This window comes from Shewanella kaireitica (assembly GCF_023284045.1).
Classification (GTDB): Bacteria; Pseudomonadota; Gammaproteobacteria; order Enterobacterales; family Shewanellaceae; genus Shewanella; species Shewanella kaireitica.
On the sequence record NZ_JAKIKQ010000008.1, the window covers coordinates 90,750 to 109,198 of the forward strand.

At 45.1% G+C, this 18,449-nt stretch carries 17 protein-coding genes; 6 read left to right on the forward strand and 11 right to left on the reverse strand.

Going from position 1 to position 18,449, the window contains the following annotated elements:
- Positions 1-7: 7 nt before the first annotated feature.
- Entirely contained in the window at positions 8-961 is a 954-nt protein-coding gene (locus L2730_RS12010; RefSeq protein WP_248974819.1) for a DmsE family decaheme c-type cytochrome, read from the reverse strand.
- Positions 962-1,704: 743 nt separating this feature from the next.
- On the opposite strand from L2730_RS12010, the gene L2730_RS12015 reads away from it, so the two are divergent.
- Entirely contained in the window at positions 1,705-2,991 is a 1,287-nt protein-coding gene (locus L2730_RS12015; RefSeq protein ID WP_248974820.1) for an acetyl-CoA hydrolase/transferase family protein, read from the forward strand.
- Positions 2,992-3,094: 103 nt separating this feature from the next.
- Here L2730_RS12015 and L2730_RS12020 read toward each other — a convergent pair whose 3' ends face one another.
- Positions 3,095-3,799, reverse strand: coding sequence for an SOS response-associated peptidase family protein (locus L2730_RS12020; RefSeq protein WP_248974821.1), 705 nt, complete (start codon positions 3,797-3,799; stop codon positions 3,095-3,097).
- Between the two features lie 172 nt (positions 3,800-3,971).
- Positions 3,972-4,595, reverse strand: a complete 624-nt coding sequence (locus L2730_RS12025; RefSeq protein ID WP_248974822.1) for an outer membrane beta-barrel protein — start codon at positions 4,593-4,595, stop codon at positions 3,972-3,974.
- 538 nt (positions 4,596-5,133) lie between these two features.
- On the opposite strand from L2730_RS12025, the gene L2730_RS12030 reads away from it, so the two are divergent.
- From L2730_RS12030 to L2730_RS12045, 4 genes are read left to right on the forward strand one after another with little or no spacing between them, the layout of a single operon-like run.
- Positions 5,134-6,021 carry a virulence protein gene (locus tag L2730_RS12030; RefSeq protein ID WP_248974823.1) on the forward strand — a complete coding sequence of 296 codons (888 nt, stop codon included), beginning with the start codon at positions 5,134-5,136 and terminating at the stop codon, positions 6,019-6,021.
- 22 nt (positions 6,022-6,043) lie between these two features.
- The gene (locus L2730_RS12035; protein WP_248974824.1) at positions 6,044-6,952 is read left to right on the forward strand and encodes an alpha/beta fold hydrolase; all 909 of its coding nucleotides are present in this window, start codon (positions 6,044-6,046) and stop codon (positions 6,950-6,952) included.
- Complete coding sequence (locus L2730_RS12040) at positions 6,949-8,250, forward strand: DUF4056 domain-containing protein (protein WP_346347824.1); 1,302 nt, start codon at positions 6,949-6,951, stop codon at positions 8,248-8,250. The genes L2730_RS12035 and L2730_RS12040 overlap by 4 nt, the downstream gene beginning before the upstream one ends.
- Positions 8,247-9,434, forward strand: a complete 1,188-nt coding sequence (locus tag L2730_RS12045) for a BamA/TamA family outer membrane protein (RefSeq protein ID WP_248974825.1) — start codon at positions 8,247-8,249, stop codon at positions 9,432-9,434. The genes L2730_RS12040 and L2730_RS12045 overlap by 4 nt, the downstream gene beginning before the upstream one ends.
- Positions 9,435-9,504: 70 nt before the next feature.
- On the opposite strand, the gene L2730_RS12050 is transcribed toward L2730_RS12045, so the two are convergent.
- From L2730_RS12050 to L2730_RS12070, 5 genes are all read right to left on the reverse strand, one after another.
- Positions 9,505-10,245, reverse strand: coding sequence for a cupin domain-containing protein (locus L2730_RS12050; RefSeq protein ID WP_248974826.1), 741 nt, complete (start codon positions 10,243-10,245; stop codon positions 9,505-9,507).
- Between the two features lie 175 nt (positions 10,246-10,420).
- Positions 10,421-11,494, reverse strand: a complete 1,074-nt coding sequence (locus L2730_RS12055; RefSeq protein WP_248974827.1) for a DcaP family trimeric outer membrane transporter — start codon at positions 11,492-11,494, stop codon at positions 10,421-10,423.
- Between the two features lie 179 nt (positions 11,495-11,673).
- Entirely contained in the window at positions 11,674-12,807 is a 1,134-nt protein-coding gene (locus L2730_RS12060) for an OprO/OprP family phosphate-selective porin (RefSeq protein WP_248974871.1), read from the reverse strand.
- Between the two features lie 46 nt (positions 12,808-12,853).
- Positions 12,854-13,222 (reverse strand): cytochrome c3 family protein, encoded by a 369-nt coding sequence (locus tag L2730_RS12065; protein ID WP_248974828.1) that lies wholly within the window; start codon positions 13,220-13,222, stop codon positions 12,854-12,856.
- Positions 13,222-14,745 carry a flavocytochrome c gene (locus L2730_RS12070; protein WP_248974829.1) on the reverse strand — a complete coding sequence of 508 codons (1,524 nt, stop codon included), beginning with the start codon at positions 14,743-14,745 and terminating at the stop codon, positions 13,222-13,224. The genes L2730_RS12065 and L2730_RS12070 overlap by 1 nt, the downstream gene beginning before the upstream one ends.
- A 338-nt stretch (positions 14,746-15,083) precedes the next feature.
- Between L2730_RS12070 and L2730_RS12075 the strand changes: the two genes are divergently transcribed.
- Positions 15,084-15,875 (forward strand): TetR/AcrR family transcriptional regulator, encoded by a 792-nt coding sequence (locus tag L2730_RS12075; RefSeq protein WP_248974872.1) that lies wholly within the window; start codon positions 15,084-15,086, stop codon positions 15,873-15,875.
- Between the two features lie 148 nt (positions 15,876-16,023).
- Here L2730_RS12075 and L2730_RS12080 read toward each other — a convergent pair whose 3' ends face one another.
- The 3 genes from L2730_RS12080 to L2730_RS12090 are packed head-to-tail and all read right to left on the reverse strand — an operon-like array spanning position 16,024 to position 18,444.
- The gene (locus L2730_RS12080) at positions 16,024-17,157 is read right to left on the reverse strand and encodes a hypothetical protein (protein ID WP_248974873.1); all 1,134 of its coding nucleotides are present in this window, start codon (positions 17,155-17,157) and stop codon (positions 16,024-16,026) included.
- 30 nt (positions 17,158-17,187) lie between these two features.
- Complete coding sequence (locus tag L2730_RS12085; protein WP_248974830.1) at positions 17,188-17,649, reverse strand: DUF3299 domain-containing protein; 462 nt, start codon at positions 17,647-17,649, stop codon at positions 17,188-17,190.
- A 57-nt stretch (positions 17,650-17,706) separates the two neighbouring features.
- A complete protein-coding gene (locus L2730_RS12090) occupies positions 17,707-18,444 on the reverse strand; it encodes a cupin domain-containing protein (RefSeq protein WP_248974831.1) in 738 nt (245 codons plus the stop codon).
- Positions 18,445-18,449 lie beyond the last annotated feature (5 nt).

Sequence of the window (18,449 nt, forward strand, 5' to 3'; positions counted from 1 at the left end):
CTCCTGATTAGCGCTGCAGCTTACTGCCAGCTGGGTGGTTAGAACCATGGATCTGGCTATGGCAATTGAGACAGCTCTTACCGCCGCCAAAGGCATCTGTTCCGCCTTGTTGTACGACACGGCTGGCATGGCCGTCATCCATATGGCATTGTTGGCACAGCTGAGGTGCACGGTAAGTCAACATGGCTTCATTCACGCTGCCGTGAGGGTTATGACAATTTGCACAGTTTTCAGTCACCGGCGCGTGTTCCCATAGAACTGGTCCGCGTTTTTCGCCGTGACAGCTGTAACAGGTGTCATTGATTGTGTTGCGGTTAAGTGCGCTTTCACTCAAAGACCCATGAGGGTTGTGGCAATCGACACAGGTCATTCGATCCCATTTCAACGGATGAGATGAACGCTTATTCATGGCTGATTTTTGCTGGGAGTGGCAAGAGGTGCAGCTGTCATTGACCGTGAGCGGATCCATTACCGGATCTTTATCAGTATGGATACTGTGACAATCGCTACAGGCGACTTGGTCTAGGTTGTGGCTGCTGCTATGCCATGCCATCTGCTCGGGGTTGTTATGACATCCAAGACAGACACTGTTTTGAGTTTGAGCGGGCAACTTACTTTCTTTGCCAAAGGCTATCATCGGCTCCTTGCCAGCCTTATTGTGTTTGCCTAGTGGACCATGGCACGCTTCGCACTGAAGACCTGCCATTGGTGAATTTGCTTGGCTTGAATTGCCGTGCACTCCATCAAAAATAGCCATCACAGTGGGATTTTTTTTATGACACATTAGGCAGGAGTCAGCGCCTTTTTTGGAGTAATTACCCTCAGCAAATTTCTCCGTCAGTTGCTGCTCCAGTTGTTCACCAGTGAGCTGACTCCAGGCGGTCGCCTGAACTGGCAGGGATAAGCAAGCGAAAGCGAATATCACACAGAGTAACTTAGTGATAATACATTTGTTCATCATCTTAGCCTTACGGTTAATTGTTTTACGGTTTAGTGATTTTTGTTAATTATTTTGCAGGGGAATTGTAGTTCGAATGTACACCTATTACTAAATAGGTATTTATGAAGTTGTGATTTTAAATTTAAAAATAATTTATACGTGATCGAGATCTTTATTTAGCGCTTGATGGTTAATGCGGGTGTATATAACTTTAGCTTTAAGTGTATGGTTTGTATGTTGTTGATTTTTAGGTTTTTATTTTATTTTCTGGCTGAGGTTTACAACGCGGATTTAATTTTCATTTAAATGTTAAAGGTATATTTATTTATAATTATATATATGAATGAATATTTATTTTTTTTCATGAATAAATTTAATTACCCTATTTCATTAATAAGTTTAAATATCTCTGTTAATAATGTTTAATAACTTTTCATAATTATTCATTAGCTCAAGTGATAATTGTTTTTATTTGTGTGTTTTAAAATGAGGGGGGAGATTTGTATTGTTAATGTCTATTAATAATCGTTGAAGTTGAGTTATTGAGCCGCCAGATTAATTAAGCTTATTAATGTAAGCAAGACTCAATACTCGTTTTCGTTTGAGTGTGAGAGAAGCATTAATGCTTTACGTTGCCAATCAGAATCACAGGTATCGCTTGAGTTGTTTAAGATCAAACTAATGTTAACTGGATAGTATAAGAGTGTTAATGGCAGAGTTAACCTCATACACTAAAGACAGAATAATCATTTTAGGTATCTTTGATGGCTCCAATTATCTGCAGTAGTGCACGACAAGCAGTGTCTTTAATCGAAAGTGGTGAAACACTGTGGACCCACTCTATGGGAGCAACCCCAACACTGTTACTGAATGCGTTGGCCGAACATGCACTGACTAAACATGACTTAACTTTGTTACAGTTGCACACTGAATGTGCGGAGTCTTTGAGTGATGAAAAGCTTATAGGGCATCTGCGACACCGTTGTTACTTTGGTGGCTTGCCAACACGATCATTGCTACAGAAAGGGGACGCAGATTATGTACCTATTTTTCTTTCTGAAGTACCCAAATTATTTCGTTCTGGTGAGCAAGCTATTGATACTGCCATTATTCAAGTATCGCCACCGGATAAACATGGGATCTGTTCTTTAGGGATCTCAGTAGAGGCCACGCTGGCAGCCTGTCAGGTAGCGAAGAAAATCATTGCTCATATCAATCCACAAATGCCGCGTACCCATGGCGATGGTTTTATTCATTATGATAAATTTGCTGCGGTATTTGAGCAGAGCACGCCGCTGCCACAGCACCCACTAGCAGCGAGTGATGAGGTCAGTCTGGCTGTCGGTAAAAATGTTGCCAAGCTAGTGCGTGATGGTGATTGCTTACAGATGGGTATAGGCGCTATTCCTGATGCGGTGCTATCTTGTTTAACTGAGCATGAAAACCTTGGGGTACACACCGAATTATTCTCTGATGGGGTGCTTAATCTAGTGGAGCAAGGGGTGATCACTAATCGCTGCAAAAAAGTGCATCCGGGTAAGATTGTCACCGGTTTTGCACTAGGAAGCCAGCGGCTCTACGATTATGTTGATGATAACCCGTCGGTAATTTTCATGGATATTGAACAGGTTAACGACACCTCAATAATACGTAAAAACCCCAATATGATGGCGATAAACTCGGCACTGCAGGTGGATATTTCAGGGCAGATCTGCGCCGACTCTTTAGGGACTAAAATATACTCTGGAGTAGGTGGGCAGATGGATTTTATCCGCGGCGCGGGTTTATCTGATGGGGGGCGCTCGGTCATAGCATTGCCAAGTACCGCTGCTGGTGGCAAAGTTTCTCGAATAGCAACCGTGTTATCTCCAGGTGCAGGAGTGGTTACCACTCGCGCACATGTACACTATATTGTCACCGAATATGGTATTGCCAATTTAAGAGGTCGATCACTGCGTGAACGAGCGCGAGACTTAATTGCGATTGCTCATCCAGACTTCAGAGAGCAGCTTTGCCAAGAGACGTTTGATATGTGGGGTTTGACGGTTTAATCACATCTTACAATGGCTGATGCTATTTGCCTGCCCCTTGTTTTAGCACATCTGAATTTCGGCCGCTAAGGTTTAGCCCGAGGTAGTCAGTTTAAGTTTTTATTTATTGACCAGCGAGGAAGTCATTGGGCGTTAATCTTGATGACTGACCAATGGGGTTATGCAAGCTGGGTTTATCTATTTGTTGCACTTCAAAGTCATGCCTAAGCGCAGGCGTTAATAGATCATCAAACATATCTACCTGCTGATTATTCGGGTTTAGCCATGCAGCCATTATTAACTCATCTTGAGGTAAAACCATTGGGCTGGCTTTGCTATGGAATGGCATTAAGTCAGGGTGAGGAGCATTAGTGATAATCGAGCAAGAGGTGACACTTTCACCCGTTCTCGGGTGATGCCACTCTCTAAATAAACCGCCAAAGGCAATCGCTGCATCTTCAGCGATAAAATCATGGTAAACGCTGCTTGAGCCAGACTTTTCTGTTTCACCAAAGCCTTTAGCAATCACAATACAACGGCTTTCCCTAAAGGCGTTATAGCCTGCGCTGTTGGGCTGATTGAGTTTGTCGTAACGGGTATTAAAAGAGGTAAATCGGCTTGGCTTAAAGCCATCATAGGTGGTTTGTTGTAGTAGCCACCATGAGGCTGTTTGCAAAAATCGCTCGCCATTATGCTCACGCACAATGCTGATGTCATTGGTGGGCATTTTAAAGCGTGAAAACAACATCTGTTCGCTGTTATTGATGCGCAGATCTTCCATCAATGCCTGCACAAACATGTCATCGATAATATTAAGCCGTCCGCACATCAGCGCTCTCTGTTATATGGCTCGATTGCTATAACCTAGCACAGTTAGTTATTTAATGGTGCTTGAGCTGGCAAGACAGTTACAGATACAAAAAATCCAGCAATTATAGTATTGCTGGATTTTATGTTTGCCTGTAGCGCTAGCGTTAGGCAGTTATCTATTTTCGACTCGCTTAGAAGCGGTAGTCTACTGATAGGTATAGTTGCTGGCTGTCATTCAAAGAGGCAGTTTCTGTCCCGGCTACAGCGCCGTTATATGGTACTGCTTCAGGACCTAAGTTTTCTTCATAGTCTTGCTTAAGGTAACGGTAACCAATTTCAGTGCTTAGGTTATCGTTAATCTTATACATAATACCAGTCTGACCACCCCATACGAATCTGTTCTTAGAGTCTAGTGTGCTAGTGTCTGGACTTATGTGGTTCATACCCGCTGTTGCACCAATGAACCAGTTCAGCTTGTTGCTATCGCCAAGTCCAACTAGGTAATCATATGACATTAAGAAGCTTTGCTGCTTAGAAAAATCATCTGAGTTGTAAGAGTAAGTACCGTATACACGGTTGTTGTCATTTAAATAAACACCAGCTCTTAGTTCGTAAACTGCATTGCTTTCAGTTTCTTTGACAGATTGTGTTTGTGGACCACCAGCAATTGGGTTTTGAATTTCTGGTACGTAAGAACCTTTATAGGTGTTCTCTTGTGCACCGACGCCGCCGCCGATAAACCAATCAGCTGCCATTGTTGGTGCCGAAATTACAGTTGCGATTACAGACGCTAAGATAAGTGATTTAGTTTTCATGTTTGTGCTCCCACACTAAGAAATAGTTTGATTGTGCTAATTGCCAATCTGGTGTTTCGTTTTGTTGGAGCCATAGTAGGGGACAGTAGCTGAATAATAACTGAATGATATTAGCGATCGTTCTGTTTTCTGTTTTAGCTATAAGTAACAGAATGCAGTACCGTTAATTGTATGATCTATATGGATTAAATTATTTGTTTTTATTTATGGTAATGAATATAAGTGTCGCTAAATGGCAACTTATTTCAAGTCTATTAGCGGCTGTTATGGTTACGTTCAGCTTGATGAGCAAGAACGCGAGTATTTTTATTCGCCAAAAATACTTATTGGTAAGCGATAAGTTCAGTTCTAATATTCATAGATTACGATTTAGAGTATTAACTCTATTTGTCTCATTCTAAGTTTAACTTCAGCGTCACTTCAGCTTAATGGGTAATAATTGCCCACTGCTAATGGATTGTTTGGTTTAAGTTCAACCCGTTTGACCTTCATTTAAACATCATTTACCTCATTATTTCTTTATAGGCTCAATCTAGACATGCTTAATTTTTTAAAAATTATGGCGGTATCGTCGATGCTGCTGTGTATGACATCTGCTAACGCAATAGAGCGGGAGCCTCATAAAGAGCGCTATGACCGTACTTTTCCTATTTGGGCTCAAGAAGCGATAGATCTTGGTCATGAACTGCCAAAGCCCTACGGTTTTACTTTTAATTATATGACTATGGAACAACCGCTAGTCGTCGACTCTGTCGCATTTTCTGGCTTGGGTGGCTTAGATGACTTGCTGAGTATTAAGGGCAGCGAAGCACAGCAAGACTCGGAGACGATTACATTTAGAGCGGATGCTTGGGTGCTGCCGTTCTTAAACCTTTATGGCCTTATTGGGCATACAAAAGGGAGTAGCGTCGCCAATGTGCAGTTAGAAGCTGACTGGTCAACTATTCTGCCGCCGGCTGCCTGCTTGGTCGCTCCTTGTTTTGGCACAAGTGATCCTTTTGATTTTGAACTCAACTTTAAAGGCACCACTTATGGTGTTGGCGGCACATTAGTGGGCGGTATTGGCAACTGGTTTGCTCTACTGGATGTTAACTACACCAATACTAACCTCGATATTTTAGACGGTGAGATCAGCAGCATTGTCGTCTCTCCTCGCGCGGGTTACAGGACGAGCTATGAGCAGCATGATATTCAAGTCTGGGTTGGTGCCATGTACCAAAATGTTGAGCAAACCTTTAGCGGCTACTTGCGCGATATTGGTATTCCACTGGGCAATGCTAAGTTTGAAGTAAACCAGCATCTTGAAGATAAATGGAATGGCTTATTGGGCGGTCAAGTGGGCATTACTAAGAACATAGATCTGTTAATGGAGTTAGGTTTCGGCACCCGCACCAGCTTCATGATGGGACTCGGTTACCGATTCTAGCTTACGAATGACAGGGGGAGTTATGCGGATAATAAATCTATTACTTTTTGTGTTATTAGCGGCTGGATGTTCTATCGTCGATAAGGTTGACTCGACTGAAAAGTCATTACTGATAGAAGCTGGTTTTGTGCAGCAACAAGTCACTCTTTGTGAGGGGGGGACGCTTAACTATTGGCAGGCAGGGCAAGGAAAAACCGTACTGCTCATTCATGGTTTTGGTGGCAGCGCTGTGACGAGCTGGCAGCAGGTGATGCTGCAATTGAGTCAAAACTACCGCGTAATAGCCCCCGATCTTGCTTGGTTTGGCGATTCAGTGAGTCAAGCTAAGCCAAGCTTAGAGGTGCAGTCCAAAGCAATGACCCAGCTTATCGATAAACTCGAACTTGATAAGGTCAATGTCGTTGGGATCTCTTATGGCGGTTTTGTCACATTTGACTTAATGATTAATGAACCCAAAGTAGATAAAGCAGTGCTATTGGCAAGTCCTGGGGTACTGTTCTCAAATGCCGATTTAGCGGCAATGAATCAGCGTTTTGGGGTTGCGGATGCAAGCGATATTTTTGTGCCGCAATCACCTAAGCTGATGCGCCGTTTATTGGAAGCAACATTTATCGATTTCCCTTGGTACCCGAGCTTTATCGACAGTGCTATTTTTGAGCGCTATTTTGCTAAACATCTTGATGAAAAACGTCAGCTTATCGGTGGCTTAACTGAAGATAGAGATCGTATTGCGAGCAATATCAACGTCGATGCATTGCCCGCAAGTATGCTTATCTGGGGCGAGCACGATGTCGTATTTCCATTAGCATCAGGCATTCAACTGGCTGATTACCTCAACTCGCCAATCGTGGTTATTCCCGAAGCAGCCCATGGGCTGAGTAATGACCATCCTGATATCATCAGCCGCGCGATTAAGGCATTCATCCAATGATGCTAGCTCAGATTAACCAGCTGCGCATCACTACTATAGCAGTGCTACTGTTACTGGCTGGATGCGGCAGTGCTGACTGGCAAGTGCGGGCGCTACCGAGTGAAACAGCAGTTGCTGCGGCACTCGATAGCGAGCCTGATCCATTACTGTTGGGTGAGGTTGTGCTGCAAGATTTACCATTGGTGCGGATGCCGGAAGATGTTCGGCCTTGCTGCGCATTTGGTAATGCTCAAAAAGTGCAAGTAGCGTCAATATCAGTGCCATTCTTTCGCTATGCCAATACCCTAGCGGTCGACAGCGTTGGGCCACATGCTTTTGAGGCGGGCACATTCAGCTATCAGAAAGATGCACCTAACGGCAGTCGTGGCGGAGAAAACAACGGCCAGATCTATACCCTGCGCGGCGGCTTTATCGATTTGGCCCATGTGCGCGATACCGCCGACAATGCCATTGCACTGTTCTATCGTATTTTCCCCAAGTTAGGGCAGGCACAATCTATTGTATTACCTAATGAGATAGGCCCACGCACCATAGAGTTGACGGCCTTTGATACCCAAGGGTTAACCGCTGCTCAGCGTTGGGAGGTGGCAGCGACAATTGCAGTCAGACAAGCTTACTTTATGGCAGAAGCACATGAAATCGCCCAGTGGCATGGTTACCGTAGCTGGGCACCTTGGTCTGAGGCGGTATCTGCTTATTCGCCAGAAGATCTCTATTCCAACATGCTGGGCGCCAAAATCGCACTGGCCTTGCTAAGCAATAATCTGGCGATGAATAAGGAACTGTTTAACCAGCATATGACCCAATGGCTCAGTGCGACGCTTGACTGGTTAGAGCCGGTAACGATAGCGCAAACCAATGCCATGTTTGATGTGATTGATGGCGTGTGGTGGGACTCTAAGCAGCCGCTGCCGAGCAAGTTTATGTTGCTTAAACGTCACTACGAGTTAGGGGATAAGCAGTCGCCCTATTTGGTACCGGAGGCGCAGGCAAAATCACATGTTCAGTGGACAGAAGTTAGCAAACTTTATCAGGCTGATGTTCAACCTCACCACTTAGCGCTGACTAACAGCATACATGGTATCGATATCGATGCCATCGCCCAGCAAAAGCTGCGGGTGGCGGACAAGTTTCAAGCCAGCTTTGGGCACATTCCTGAGTCGTTGTGGCGTAATGGATTTAGTCACCAGGATTTCTATCGCATCAGTGAATACAACCAAACTCAAGACAATATTGAGTTAGCTGAGCATATAGAGCAAAAGGCGCCCCATCTTAGTGAATTAGAGGTGCAACCATGAATATGGGTTATAGCGCCAAAGCTGTCGGGGTCTGCTGTGGGCTTATTTTAGCGCTGAGCACTGCAATCGCAGATGCTAGTGAGCAGGTTACTGCTCCAGAGCAGCACGTGGACGCTGAATCACAAGGCTGGCTGGAAGATTTTTTAGCGACTCTTGGTGCCGATGGCGAGTTTGACTCTGACAAGCTTATCGACTTTAGCTACCTGCCGGGGCCTTTTTATAACCCTGAGATGGATTTGGGGGTGGGGATCTCTGCGGTTGGTTTATACCAATATGATCCCGATGATGAGGTTAGCCAGCTATCCTCACTAGTCATTAATGGCTTGGCATCCACTAATGGCGCTTTAGGTGTCGCGATAGCCAATAAGACCTTCATTAACCAAGACAGACAACGCTTCTATCTTAACGCCGAGTTTTTTGACGCACCGGATGTGTTTTATGGTGTGGGTTACGATAATAACCATAGTGACGTTAATCGGGTTGAGTTCAATCAACGCATCATCTCGGTCAATCCTATGTTGCTACAGCGCATGAGCCCCAGCAGTTTTTTTGGTATAGGATTTGATTTTAGCTACGCCAGCGCAGATAGCATTAACTCTTTAGATTCAAGTGTGGAGACCGAGATATTACAAGATAGCTCCCGCAGTGTCGGCGTCAACTTACTGCTGAATCACGACAGCCGCGACAATGTACTTAACCCGCAGTCAGGGCGGATCTTGGAGATCGATGCGGCTTTCTATCGGCAGTATCTGGGCAGTAAAACGGACTTCGATGTTTATAATGCGCTATATAGCGAATACCTGAAAAGTGGCCGTGGTGAAGATATATTAGCCTGGCAGGTTCGTGGTCGCTTTACCTCCGGTGATGTCCCTTGGGATCAACTTTCAAAGGCGGGTGGCGGCGACTTACTGCGTGGCTATACTTCGGGGCGTTATCGAGATAAACAGATGTTGATGACCCAAGTGGAGTATCGACTCAACCTTCCGGGTCGTCATGGCATGGTTTTTTGGGGCGGTGTAGGTGCTATTGCTGATGATGTCAGTGAGTTTAGCAGCGATCAATTATTACCTAATGGCGGTGTCGGTTATCGCTTTGAAGTTAAACCTAGGGTCAATTTAAGGCTTGATATGGCCTGGGGCGATGGCGACACAGGCTTTTACTTTAACGTCAATGAGGCGTTTTAATGGCGTTGATAAGTATGAAAAAGGGCTCTTATGAGCCCTTTTAATATTGTCGGTTTTAAAGTGGTAACGATTACTTAAAGACTTTTTCGTTGGTACCGTATGGGCCTAAGTTGAGGTCACGCTTACGGATCTCATCAACACGGTCGAATGCTTCTTCTGCTACGCGTAGGTTTTTAACATCTTTGCGCCAGTAGTATTTGAAGCCGTTGAAATGTGCATTGTTCGGGTACCAGTACATCACGCCTAAACCTCTGTCAGACATGATTGGAGTGTTGTGGATTGTTGCACCAGGAATATAAAAGTATTGACCAGTACCAAGTTTTTTAAACTGGTTATCAGCAAGAGTTTGCCCTTCACCATTGACGACGTAGTAACATTCTGGCTGACCATGGAAGTGTGGTGCATGGTCTGATTTACCACCATCAGTAATACCAATAACCGTTGGGCTATCAGATAGCTCTTTCCAGATGTAGCCAACAGGTGATTTAGACTTATCACAGTCTTTAACTTCTAATACATTACCGTCATCATCGAGTGTTTTACAGAAGCGTTGATCAGCAGCGATACTGCTATTTGATTTAATGCTATTGAAATCAATTTTGCCCGCTTCCCAGTCAGCAATATAAGCTTCAACTTCAGGGTTACTACATTGCACTGGCATAGTGTCTTGTGGTGAATATGGGGTGCTGTCATATGGCACTGGCGTCATCTGCTGGTATGGAAGTTGTGCATGGTCACACTGCGGTCCCGCCGCCATAGCGACTGAAGAGGTCATTGCGGCGATGCCGAAGATCATTTTTAGTTTCATCATTCCTATCCTATTTTTAGCTGATGCAGCTTTTGCTGCGATATTTTGCTCGTTTTAACGGGCTTGAACTAACAATAATGCGATCGTGAGGGTGTAAGTTTGAAATAGATCACGCCGTGTTTTGCTTAACAAACTTATTCGTGAGCAGGGTCGCGAATATTCTTTTCTATCGATTTCATTAAAGGTAAAACTGCAAACTCACTTGAGCGTAGTTTGACGAACCTTTTGCAGGGTTTTGCAGTGAATATGCTGGTTGCTGGTCATCTATTTGGTAGCGTCCTAGCTCAACCCCCAGCGCTAATACCGGCGTTAAATTGGTAAAAATGTTGGCACCAATGTGGAAGCGATCAGTTTGTTCCACCTCTGTGGTGGTGTGACCGTAGAATAGACTTGAGCGGGTGGCGTCGGTCCAAAAGTGACGGTAGGCAACCATGGCTGAACGTGTGGTTTCAAGTTCGCCGTTGACAATGTCTCGTGCTGCATCGGTACCGACATATCGACCTAGGTTGCCGTAATGCAGTTGCAGCCGTAGGTCATCTTTACCCAAGGTGTAAAGTTTAGCAGCAACTGATACGCCAGCGCCAAATTGGGCGCTATCATCAGGGTCTAAATAGCGCAGTAAACTTGAAACTGAAACATTGCCCCAGTCGCCTTGCTGGTCATAGCGGATAACTGCATCGGGGACATAGTCGTTGCTGGGATCTATCCACTGCTTTTGTAAATCTGTGCTTTGTTCTGTGGTGCCATAGCTGTAGGGATTTTCCAATGCAAACTGCCAGTGACCACTTTGATAACGCACCAGCGCTTGGCGCACCATTGTTTGGCCGACGAGTGGCCCACCAAGGTCAGCAGTTTCGGCGAAGGTGCTGGTATTAACCATGGTTGACCATGTTTGCCCTGCAGTGACGCCTTGGTATTCTATAAAGGCATGTCTGAGGCGCGGGCTGTAAGAGTTTGAAAACACCGCATTGCCTTGGGATGAGCCAGCAAAATCGATTTCAGCAAAACCGTGGACATCGCCCTGTTTAGCGCTAACGTTAAAACGACTTTCAGCGGCGCTAAATTGGCTGCGCTTAGCCGATTCAGTCACGCTTCCCCCTCCAGTCCAGCTGTCTTGAAAGGCAATGTTGCCTTCAACGTAGCGAGCATTGGCCTTTAAAAATCCACCGAAGTGATATTCAGTGGCTAATACTGGCGTAGATAAAAGCGCTGCAACGCTGAGGTACAGGGGCAATCTTACTGTTATTTTCATGGTTTTTTCTTGTTGAAATGGGTGATTCTGGCCGAATTTGAATCGACTTGTAGGGGTTACAACTGAGGCAGTTTAACCGTCGAAATTTGTGCGCTATAGATGAATAGAAATGCGGGTGGTAGGTGGAGAAGTGGGAGCAACTTCCCCGCCTACGCTTTAGTTGGCTATTTCTTTATCCTTTAGAAATAGTAACCAAAGTTGATGTTTACGCGTTTGTCCCAATCATCACCCATCTCTGGTAGGCCAACGTGGTCGTTGTTGGCAGTTGAGAAGGTCATGTTTTTACCCATAACAAAATCGACCATGGTGTAAGTTGGGCCTGCTGAAATTGCACAGCCGGTCACGTTTTGCATGCTGTTGTCGTAATCATCGTCATCAACATCTGGCGTCATTAAGCCAAAATCGTTGTAGCACTTAACACTACCCCAATCAGTATTAAAGGTTTTCGCTAAGTTAACGCTGTAAGCTTGACCTTTAGAGGCGATCTCATACTGCCAGCTAACAACCGATACACCGATTTTGTTTGGATCTTCAGCATCAGCAGCGTCGTACTCATATTGCATCGCTTGTAGTTGCAAGTTCCAACCTTTGTAGCTGCTGTCTAAGTGCAGTGCTAGGGCATAGCGGTCACCGTTGTTACCCGTTTTGCTGTTATAGATCTGGCCATACTGTACCGAACCACCGAAGGTTGTTTCACCGCCTTCATGCGCTGCAGTGTAGGTTTGGCGTACGTTGAACTGGTTAGTCTCTTCATTGTTGTACTCAGTGCCATTAATGGTGCCTGTGTACAGATCAGTAGAGTAACGCTTGTTTTCAGTTGGTCCATATTCAGCATTTTTGTAAAAAGCTAAATCTGTGTGCCAGCCATTACTCTCATAAACGGCTTTGAACCCGACATCATGGTCATCTTCAAAGCCTAGGTAGTAAGGAAGACCAAACCACCAGCTATTTGAGATAAAGTCGCGGTTACCAAAAGGCACCTTGTTGATACCAAACTGTAACTGCCAGTCAGGATCGATGTCATAAGTACCATAGCCATACTTGATGTAGTTAGTACTAGAGGTGAAGCGGTACTCAGCTGCTAGTCCCCAATCACCTTTTTTACCGTCGAACTTAATCGCCGCCATATCAAAGGTGAGATCGCCACCTTTATCTTTTGAGGCTTCATCGTAGTCTTTGTAACCATAGTTAACGCGCACTGCGCCACCTATGTTAATGCCATCTTCCTGCTCTTCGGCATAGGCCGCTGAACTTGAAAGTGCGATTGCTGTAGCCACCATCGACAACATAAACTTAGTGGTTTTTTTCATCATCATTCCCCTATCTATTTTTAGATTTTTTGTATTTCAATTTGTGGCATTACATCTCGTCAAACCAAGTACGGTGACACTCTGCGCAAACTGGTGCCTTTTTCTCGTGCTCGCCATGACATGCAAGGCAACTTGCACCTTGGTTGTAATGCAAAGATTTGTGTGGACTTGCTTCTGGGATCGCCAGCTTGGTTTCATCTACTGGTATGCTGTTAATGTCGCCATGACACTCAACACAGGCTGCATCGGTAGCGTTTTTCTTACCTGAACCTTGATGACAAGACTGACAACCATCTTGATAAATAAATTCGTGATTAACTCGGCCTTTAGTGCTGCCTTTCATCTTGACCAGTTCACCGGCCACAGCGCCGCCAGAAATAGCCAGAGATAGTAGAGCAGTTAGTAATAATTTGTTCATTAGACGGCTCCCTGTAGATCGGCTTTGATGGTTTCGGCAACGACAATTCCCATTGCAAGACACTCTAGGCATGAGGTTGAACTCAGACGTGCTTCACCATGAATACCGCCAGTTACTTCGCCAATGGCATAGAGGTTTTTAATCGGTTTCATTGAGCGACCATCGACAACACGAGCGCCAAGATCAGTTTTTAAGCCTCCCATGCAGTAGTGCACTTTTGGCCAAATACGCGAAACGACAAATGGGCCTTGTAGTACTTCTGCAGTGTCCATCTTGCGGTTAAATAGCGGATCTTTGCGGTCAACAACGTGAGTGTTGTACTCACTAATGCTGCGCTTGAGTTCTGTTACGGGAATATCGAATTTGACGGCTATATCATCGAGAGAATCAAGCTTCCAAGCCATCTTGTCGCGGATTGCACGCACGACTCGATCATCTTTGGCGTAGTTGTCGTAGTTAAACAGTACGATTGGGTATGCAGGGCTGCCGTCTTGATAACGGTTTTTCATAATCGCTTCTGAGCAGGTTTTACGATCGGCGCGTTCATCCATAAAGCGTTTACCATTTAATACGCTAATCGAAGCACCTTGATGCCAACCGATTGATAACAAAGCATTAGACCAACCAAATCCACCCTCATCAGGCGAACCCCAATGGCCAGTTTGAATCAGGTTCATGTGCACTGGCAGTGCGCCATGCGCCATGGCGGTTAAGGTCACTTCACCGGTTGCGCCCAAAGCATTGGTGCAGTCCAATGTTGGATCGAGTGATGGATCAACCGCTTCGCGCAGCGCCATATTACGGGCAAAACCACCGTTAGCTAAGATGACCGCTTTATTGGCCTTAATGAAAACACTGCTGCCAGTTTTGAGATCGGGGAAGCGGTAGTTCTTACGTACTTTTACACCGATGATCTGCTGACCGTCCATGATGAAGTCTTCGATGTAATGCTGCAGGCGATATTCAACCCCCTCTTTTACACCTGCTTCATAAAGTTTGGTGGTGATATCGCCACCTGTGCCGTGTTGAGTGCGGATAGCGCGCGCTTTGTTATGGCCACCAACTTGAATGTTGAAGTCTTTTTTGAATTTAACGCCGGTGTTGATACATAACGCATAAGCATCTAATGCGCGATTAGCGATTTGACGCAGCGCCGCTTCATTTTGCATGCCACGGCCAGAAATAATCTGATCGTTAACCAACTCTTCTGGTGAATCGTCACTAACGCCTTGCGCCAGTTGTACAGGGTTTTTAGGGATAGCTAACCAGCCGCCGTTGATGGCTGAATTGCCACCAATCACCTGCATTTTCTCTAACACCAATACTGAACCTAGCCCTTGGCGTTTGGCGTTGAGCGCTGCTGATAATCCAGCGAAGCCTGAACCTACCACTAAGGTGTCGACAGTTTCTGTCCAGTTAATTTCGCCACATGTTTTTGCTTGAACCGTACCCGGTAATGTTGCAGCTACGGTGCCAACTGCAGCACCCGCTGTTAATTTCAAAAAGTGTCTTCTGCCTTGCATTCTTAAATCCTCTGAATGGGAATGAGGTAACGATAAACGCAAGTTCGGCTGCTAAAGGTGAACTAAGTCACGTGATTTTTTCAGCGACAAATTTATTCGTGAGGCCGATCTCGAAGATCTTTTCTCTAAGTAAAAATGATTCGCGAGTTACGGCGGAAAATGTGACAGGATTTTATACTGAGTTAATAGTTTGAGTTGGAATGTTTGTTTGAGGTAACTCACAAAGCCTACTAATAAAGTAGTATTAGCGTGATGTTAATCTCGATTAGCGACGCCTCAACTAAACCAACAATTATTAACAGCGCATAATTAGCACAAATTAATAATAAGGCTTAATGATGAAATGCCCGGCTGAAGCACTACCTATGCTGCGTTGTAATCAAATACTCGATGCTGCAGAGCTGCTAATAGAGTCACAAGGAATAGTGTCATTTAAGTTTTCTCAACTGGCGAAAGAGGTCGGTTGTTCGACGGGGACCTTATACAAATTCTTTGAGCGTAAAGAGGATGTATTAGTATGTCTGTTTTTACGCAGTGCAACAGGTAACCATCTGCCAAGCTTTGTCAACAAGCATCCAGAATTGACGGCACAAGAAAAGGTGTTACTACCGATTTTATTTACCTTCGAAACGATTAAGCGCAGTAAGAGCTTTTTCACGTTGCGCTCTGTGTCAGTTAACACCATGGTGTGGCAGCTCGCGAGTGATGAAAAAGTAGAGCGCTTTAAAAAGCGTATTGATGCTTTTTGGAGCTGGTTTACAAAGTCTTTATATGAAGCGGTAGAAAATGGAGAGCTAGAAGCGACTCCTTTGCAAATTAAAGAGTTAGTTCAGGGGATTACATTTTACCTGACAGGCTCTTTGACTCAATTTGAGAGTCAGCTTATTGCACCTGAGTACCTGGGGAACCGCCGCGAAACCTGTTACCGCCATTTAGCAAGGTTGATGGGGCAGTACAAATGGCGCAAACCGTTAACGCCAGAATTGTTTGACTCATTGGAGCAAAGAAGCTCAGACTTTTTTGATAAGCATTATCGCGACCATATGACCTGTGCTGCTTGCAGTGCCTTATGTGCTGCTAACAATGATGTGAGCTCTGCGTGCTCTCGTCTACAGGCTATTGCACGTTAGGAAAAAAAGCCCTCAACCTAGAGGGCTGGATCGAAATTAGATGGTGTCGAATAGTGATGTTTGAGGTGTTGCTGTCGATCCTAAAATTGAAGCCCATAGTCATTGTATATTGGGAGCAATGACCATGAGCTGCAGGGGAACTGAATGGCTAGAAGTAGTAACCAAAGTTAATGTTGACTCGCTTATCCCAGTCATTGCCCATTTCAGGCAAGCCAACGTGATCGTTGTTAGCCGTTGAGAAGGTCATGTTCTTACCCATGATAAAGTCGATCATAGTGTAAGTTGGGCCCGCGGCAATGGCACAGCCAGTGACGTTTTGCATGCTGTTGTCGTAATCATCGTCATCAACATCTGGCGTCATTAAACCAAAATCGTTGTAGCACTTAACGCTGCCCCAATCGGTATCAAAGGTTTTAGCGATATTGGCGCTATATGATTGCCCTTTAGACGCAATCTCATACTGCCAGCTAACCACTGATACGCCGATTTTATTTGGGTCGTCAGCATCTGCGGCATCGTATTCATACTGTATCGCTTGTAGCTGCAGGTTCCAGCCGTTAAAGCTTGAGTCTAAGTGCAGAGCGACGGCATAACGATCGCCATTGTTGCCCGTTTTATTGTTGTAGATCTGGCCAAATTGCGCCGAGCCACCCAAGGTTGTTGAGCCACCATTGTGTTCGATGGTATAAGTTTGTCGAACGTTAACTTGGTTGGTTTCTTCGTTGTTGTACTCAGTACCATTAATGGTGCCTGTGTACAGATCGGTCGCGTAACGCTTGTTCTCTGTCGGGCCATATTCAGCATTTTTGTAGAAAGCCAAATCTGTGTGCCAGCCATTACTTTCATAGATAGCTTTAACACCAACATCATGGTCATCTTCAAAGCCTAGATAGTAGGGCAGACCAAACCAGAAACTGTTGGAGATAAATTCAGGGTTACCAAAAGGCACCTTGTTAATACCAAATTGCAGTTGCCACTCAGGGTTAAAATCGTAGATGCCATAGCCGTACTTTATATAATTAGTATCTGAGGTAAAGCGGTACTCTGCGGCCAAGCCCCAGTCGCCTTTTTTACCGTTAAACTTAATCGCTGCCATGTCAAAGGTGAGATCGCCACCTTTATCTTTTGAGGCTTCGCTGTAGTCTTTGTAGCCGTAGTTAACCCTCACAGCGCCGCCAATATTGATGCCATCTTCTTGCTGTTCTGCAAATGCAGTTGAGCTAGAAAGTGCGATCGCTGCCGCGACCAGCGACAGTACAAATCTATTGCTCTTATTCATCATCATTCCTTGTTTATCTTATCCGTTGGCTGTTTAGTGGCTGTGATCATTTTCTTCGGCAGTATTGATCTTCACCGGATAAGGGATAGTCTCTATACCGCTTAAGTGGTAACCCGTTTTAGCGAAGCCAGCCTGAGCACTTTTTACGTTCAAAATACCTGTCACATACATAGGCTGCTCGAGATCAGGTATTGCGATAGGGACATCAAAAGAAACATGGATCAGCTGATTAGGCGGAGATGGTGGCTTATGAAAACAGGCGCCTTGTTGCGGTGTTAACAGGAAGTTCTTTACGTAACCGCTATTTTTGCCATCAAGCGGTACGATAAAACCGGGAATAACCACCTTCTTGCCATCAAGGGCTAAGTTAACGTTGGTCTCAACCGGTAAGTCTGCCGCGCCAGGTGCTAAGTTGTGCCAGAGAATCGATACTGGCTCTTCTGCAAAAAGAGATGAGCTAAACAGTAAGCTAAATGCCAGAATAAGATTTTTCATATTTTTTAATAGGGCCGATTAAACTCGGCCCTATACTCTTGTTGATTTTAAATTGGACTACTTGGCTTTTTGAACAACATCCCAGCCGTAACCACCATTACCTGAGCGCACAAGCTTAGAGTTGGTGTATGGGATAAAGTCGAACATTAGCTGCTCACCTGGACCTACATCTTGTGGCCACTGGTACTTAAAGGTTGAGAACTTACCGTCAAGTGGGAACCAGTACATGTAGATCAGATCTTGATCGTCATAGGTGTTTGGTGTGTAGTGCATTGCTTTACTTGGGATCTCAATGTAGTCACCAGGTCCAAATGGTTGCATACGTTCCTGTGCCCAAGTTAGACCTTGACCACTTAAACCGTAGTAACACTCCATTTCACGATGGTAGTGAGGCGCCGCAGTGCCTGGGGCGACTCGTACTAGGCCGATAACAGTTGGTTCGTCATTTAGCTCTTTCCAGCACATGCCTACTTCAGTAGCACTAGCGCCGCCTTCTGGACAAGGGATAAGGTTGCTTGGGTCATCTACGCGCCAAGTTAACCAGCCCGATTCGTTAGCGCCTTTACCGCCATGGTCATTAGACTTGATGTTATAGATATCTTTTTCACCTGATTGCAGCTCCTTCAGGTAAGCCATTGCTTGCTCTTGCTTACACACCATAGGCATGACTTTGGTCGGTGCATTAATGGTCGACAAGGTTGGCTTTTCATTGTGCCAAGGCTTATCTGCTGGCTTATCACCGGCTACAGCACAACTTGTAACAAGAATGGCTGACATCGCGAGTAGTTTTTTCATCATCA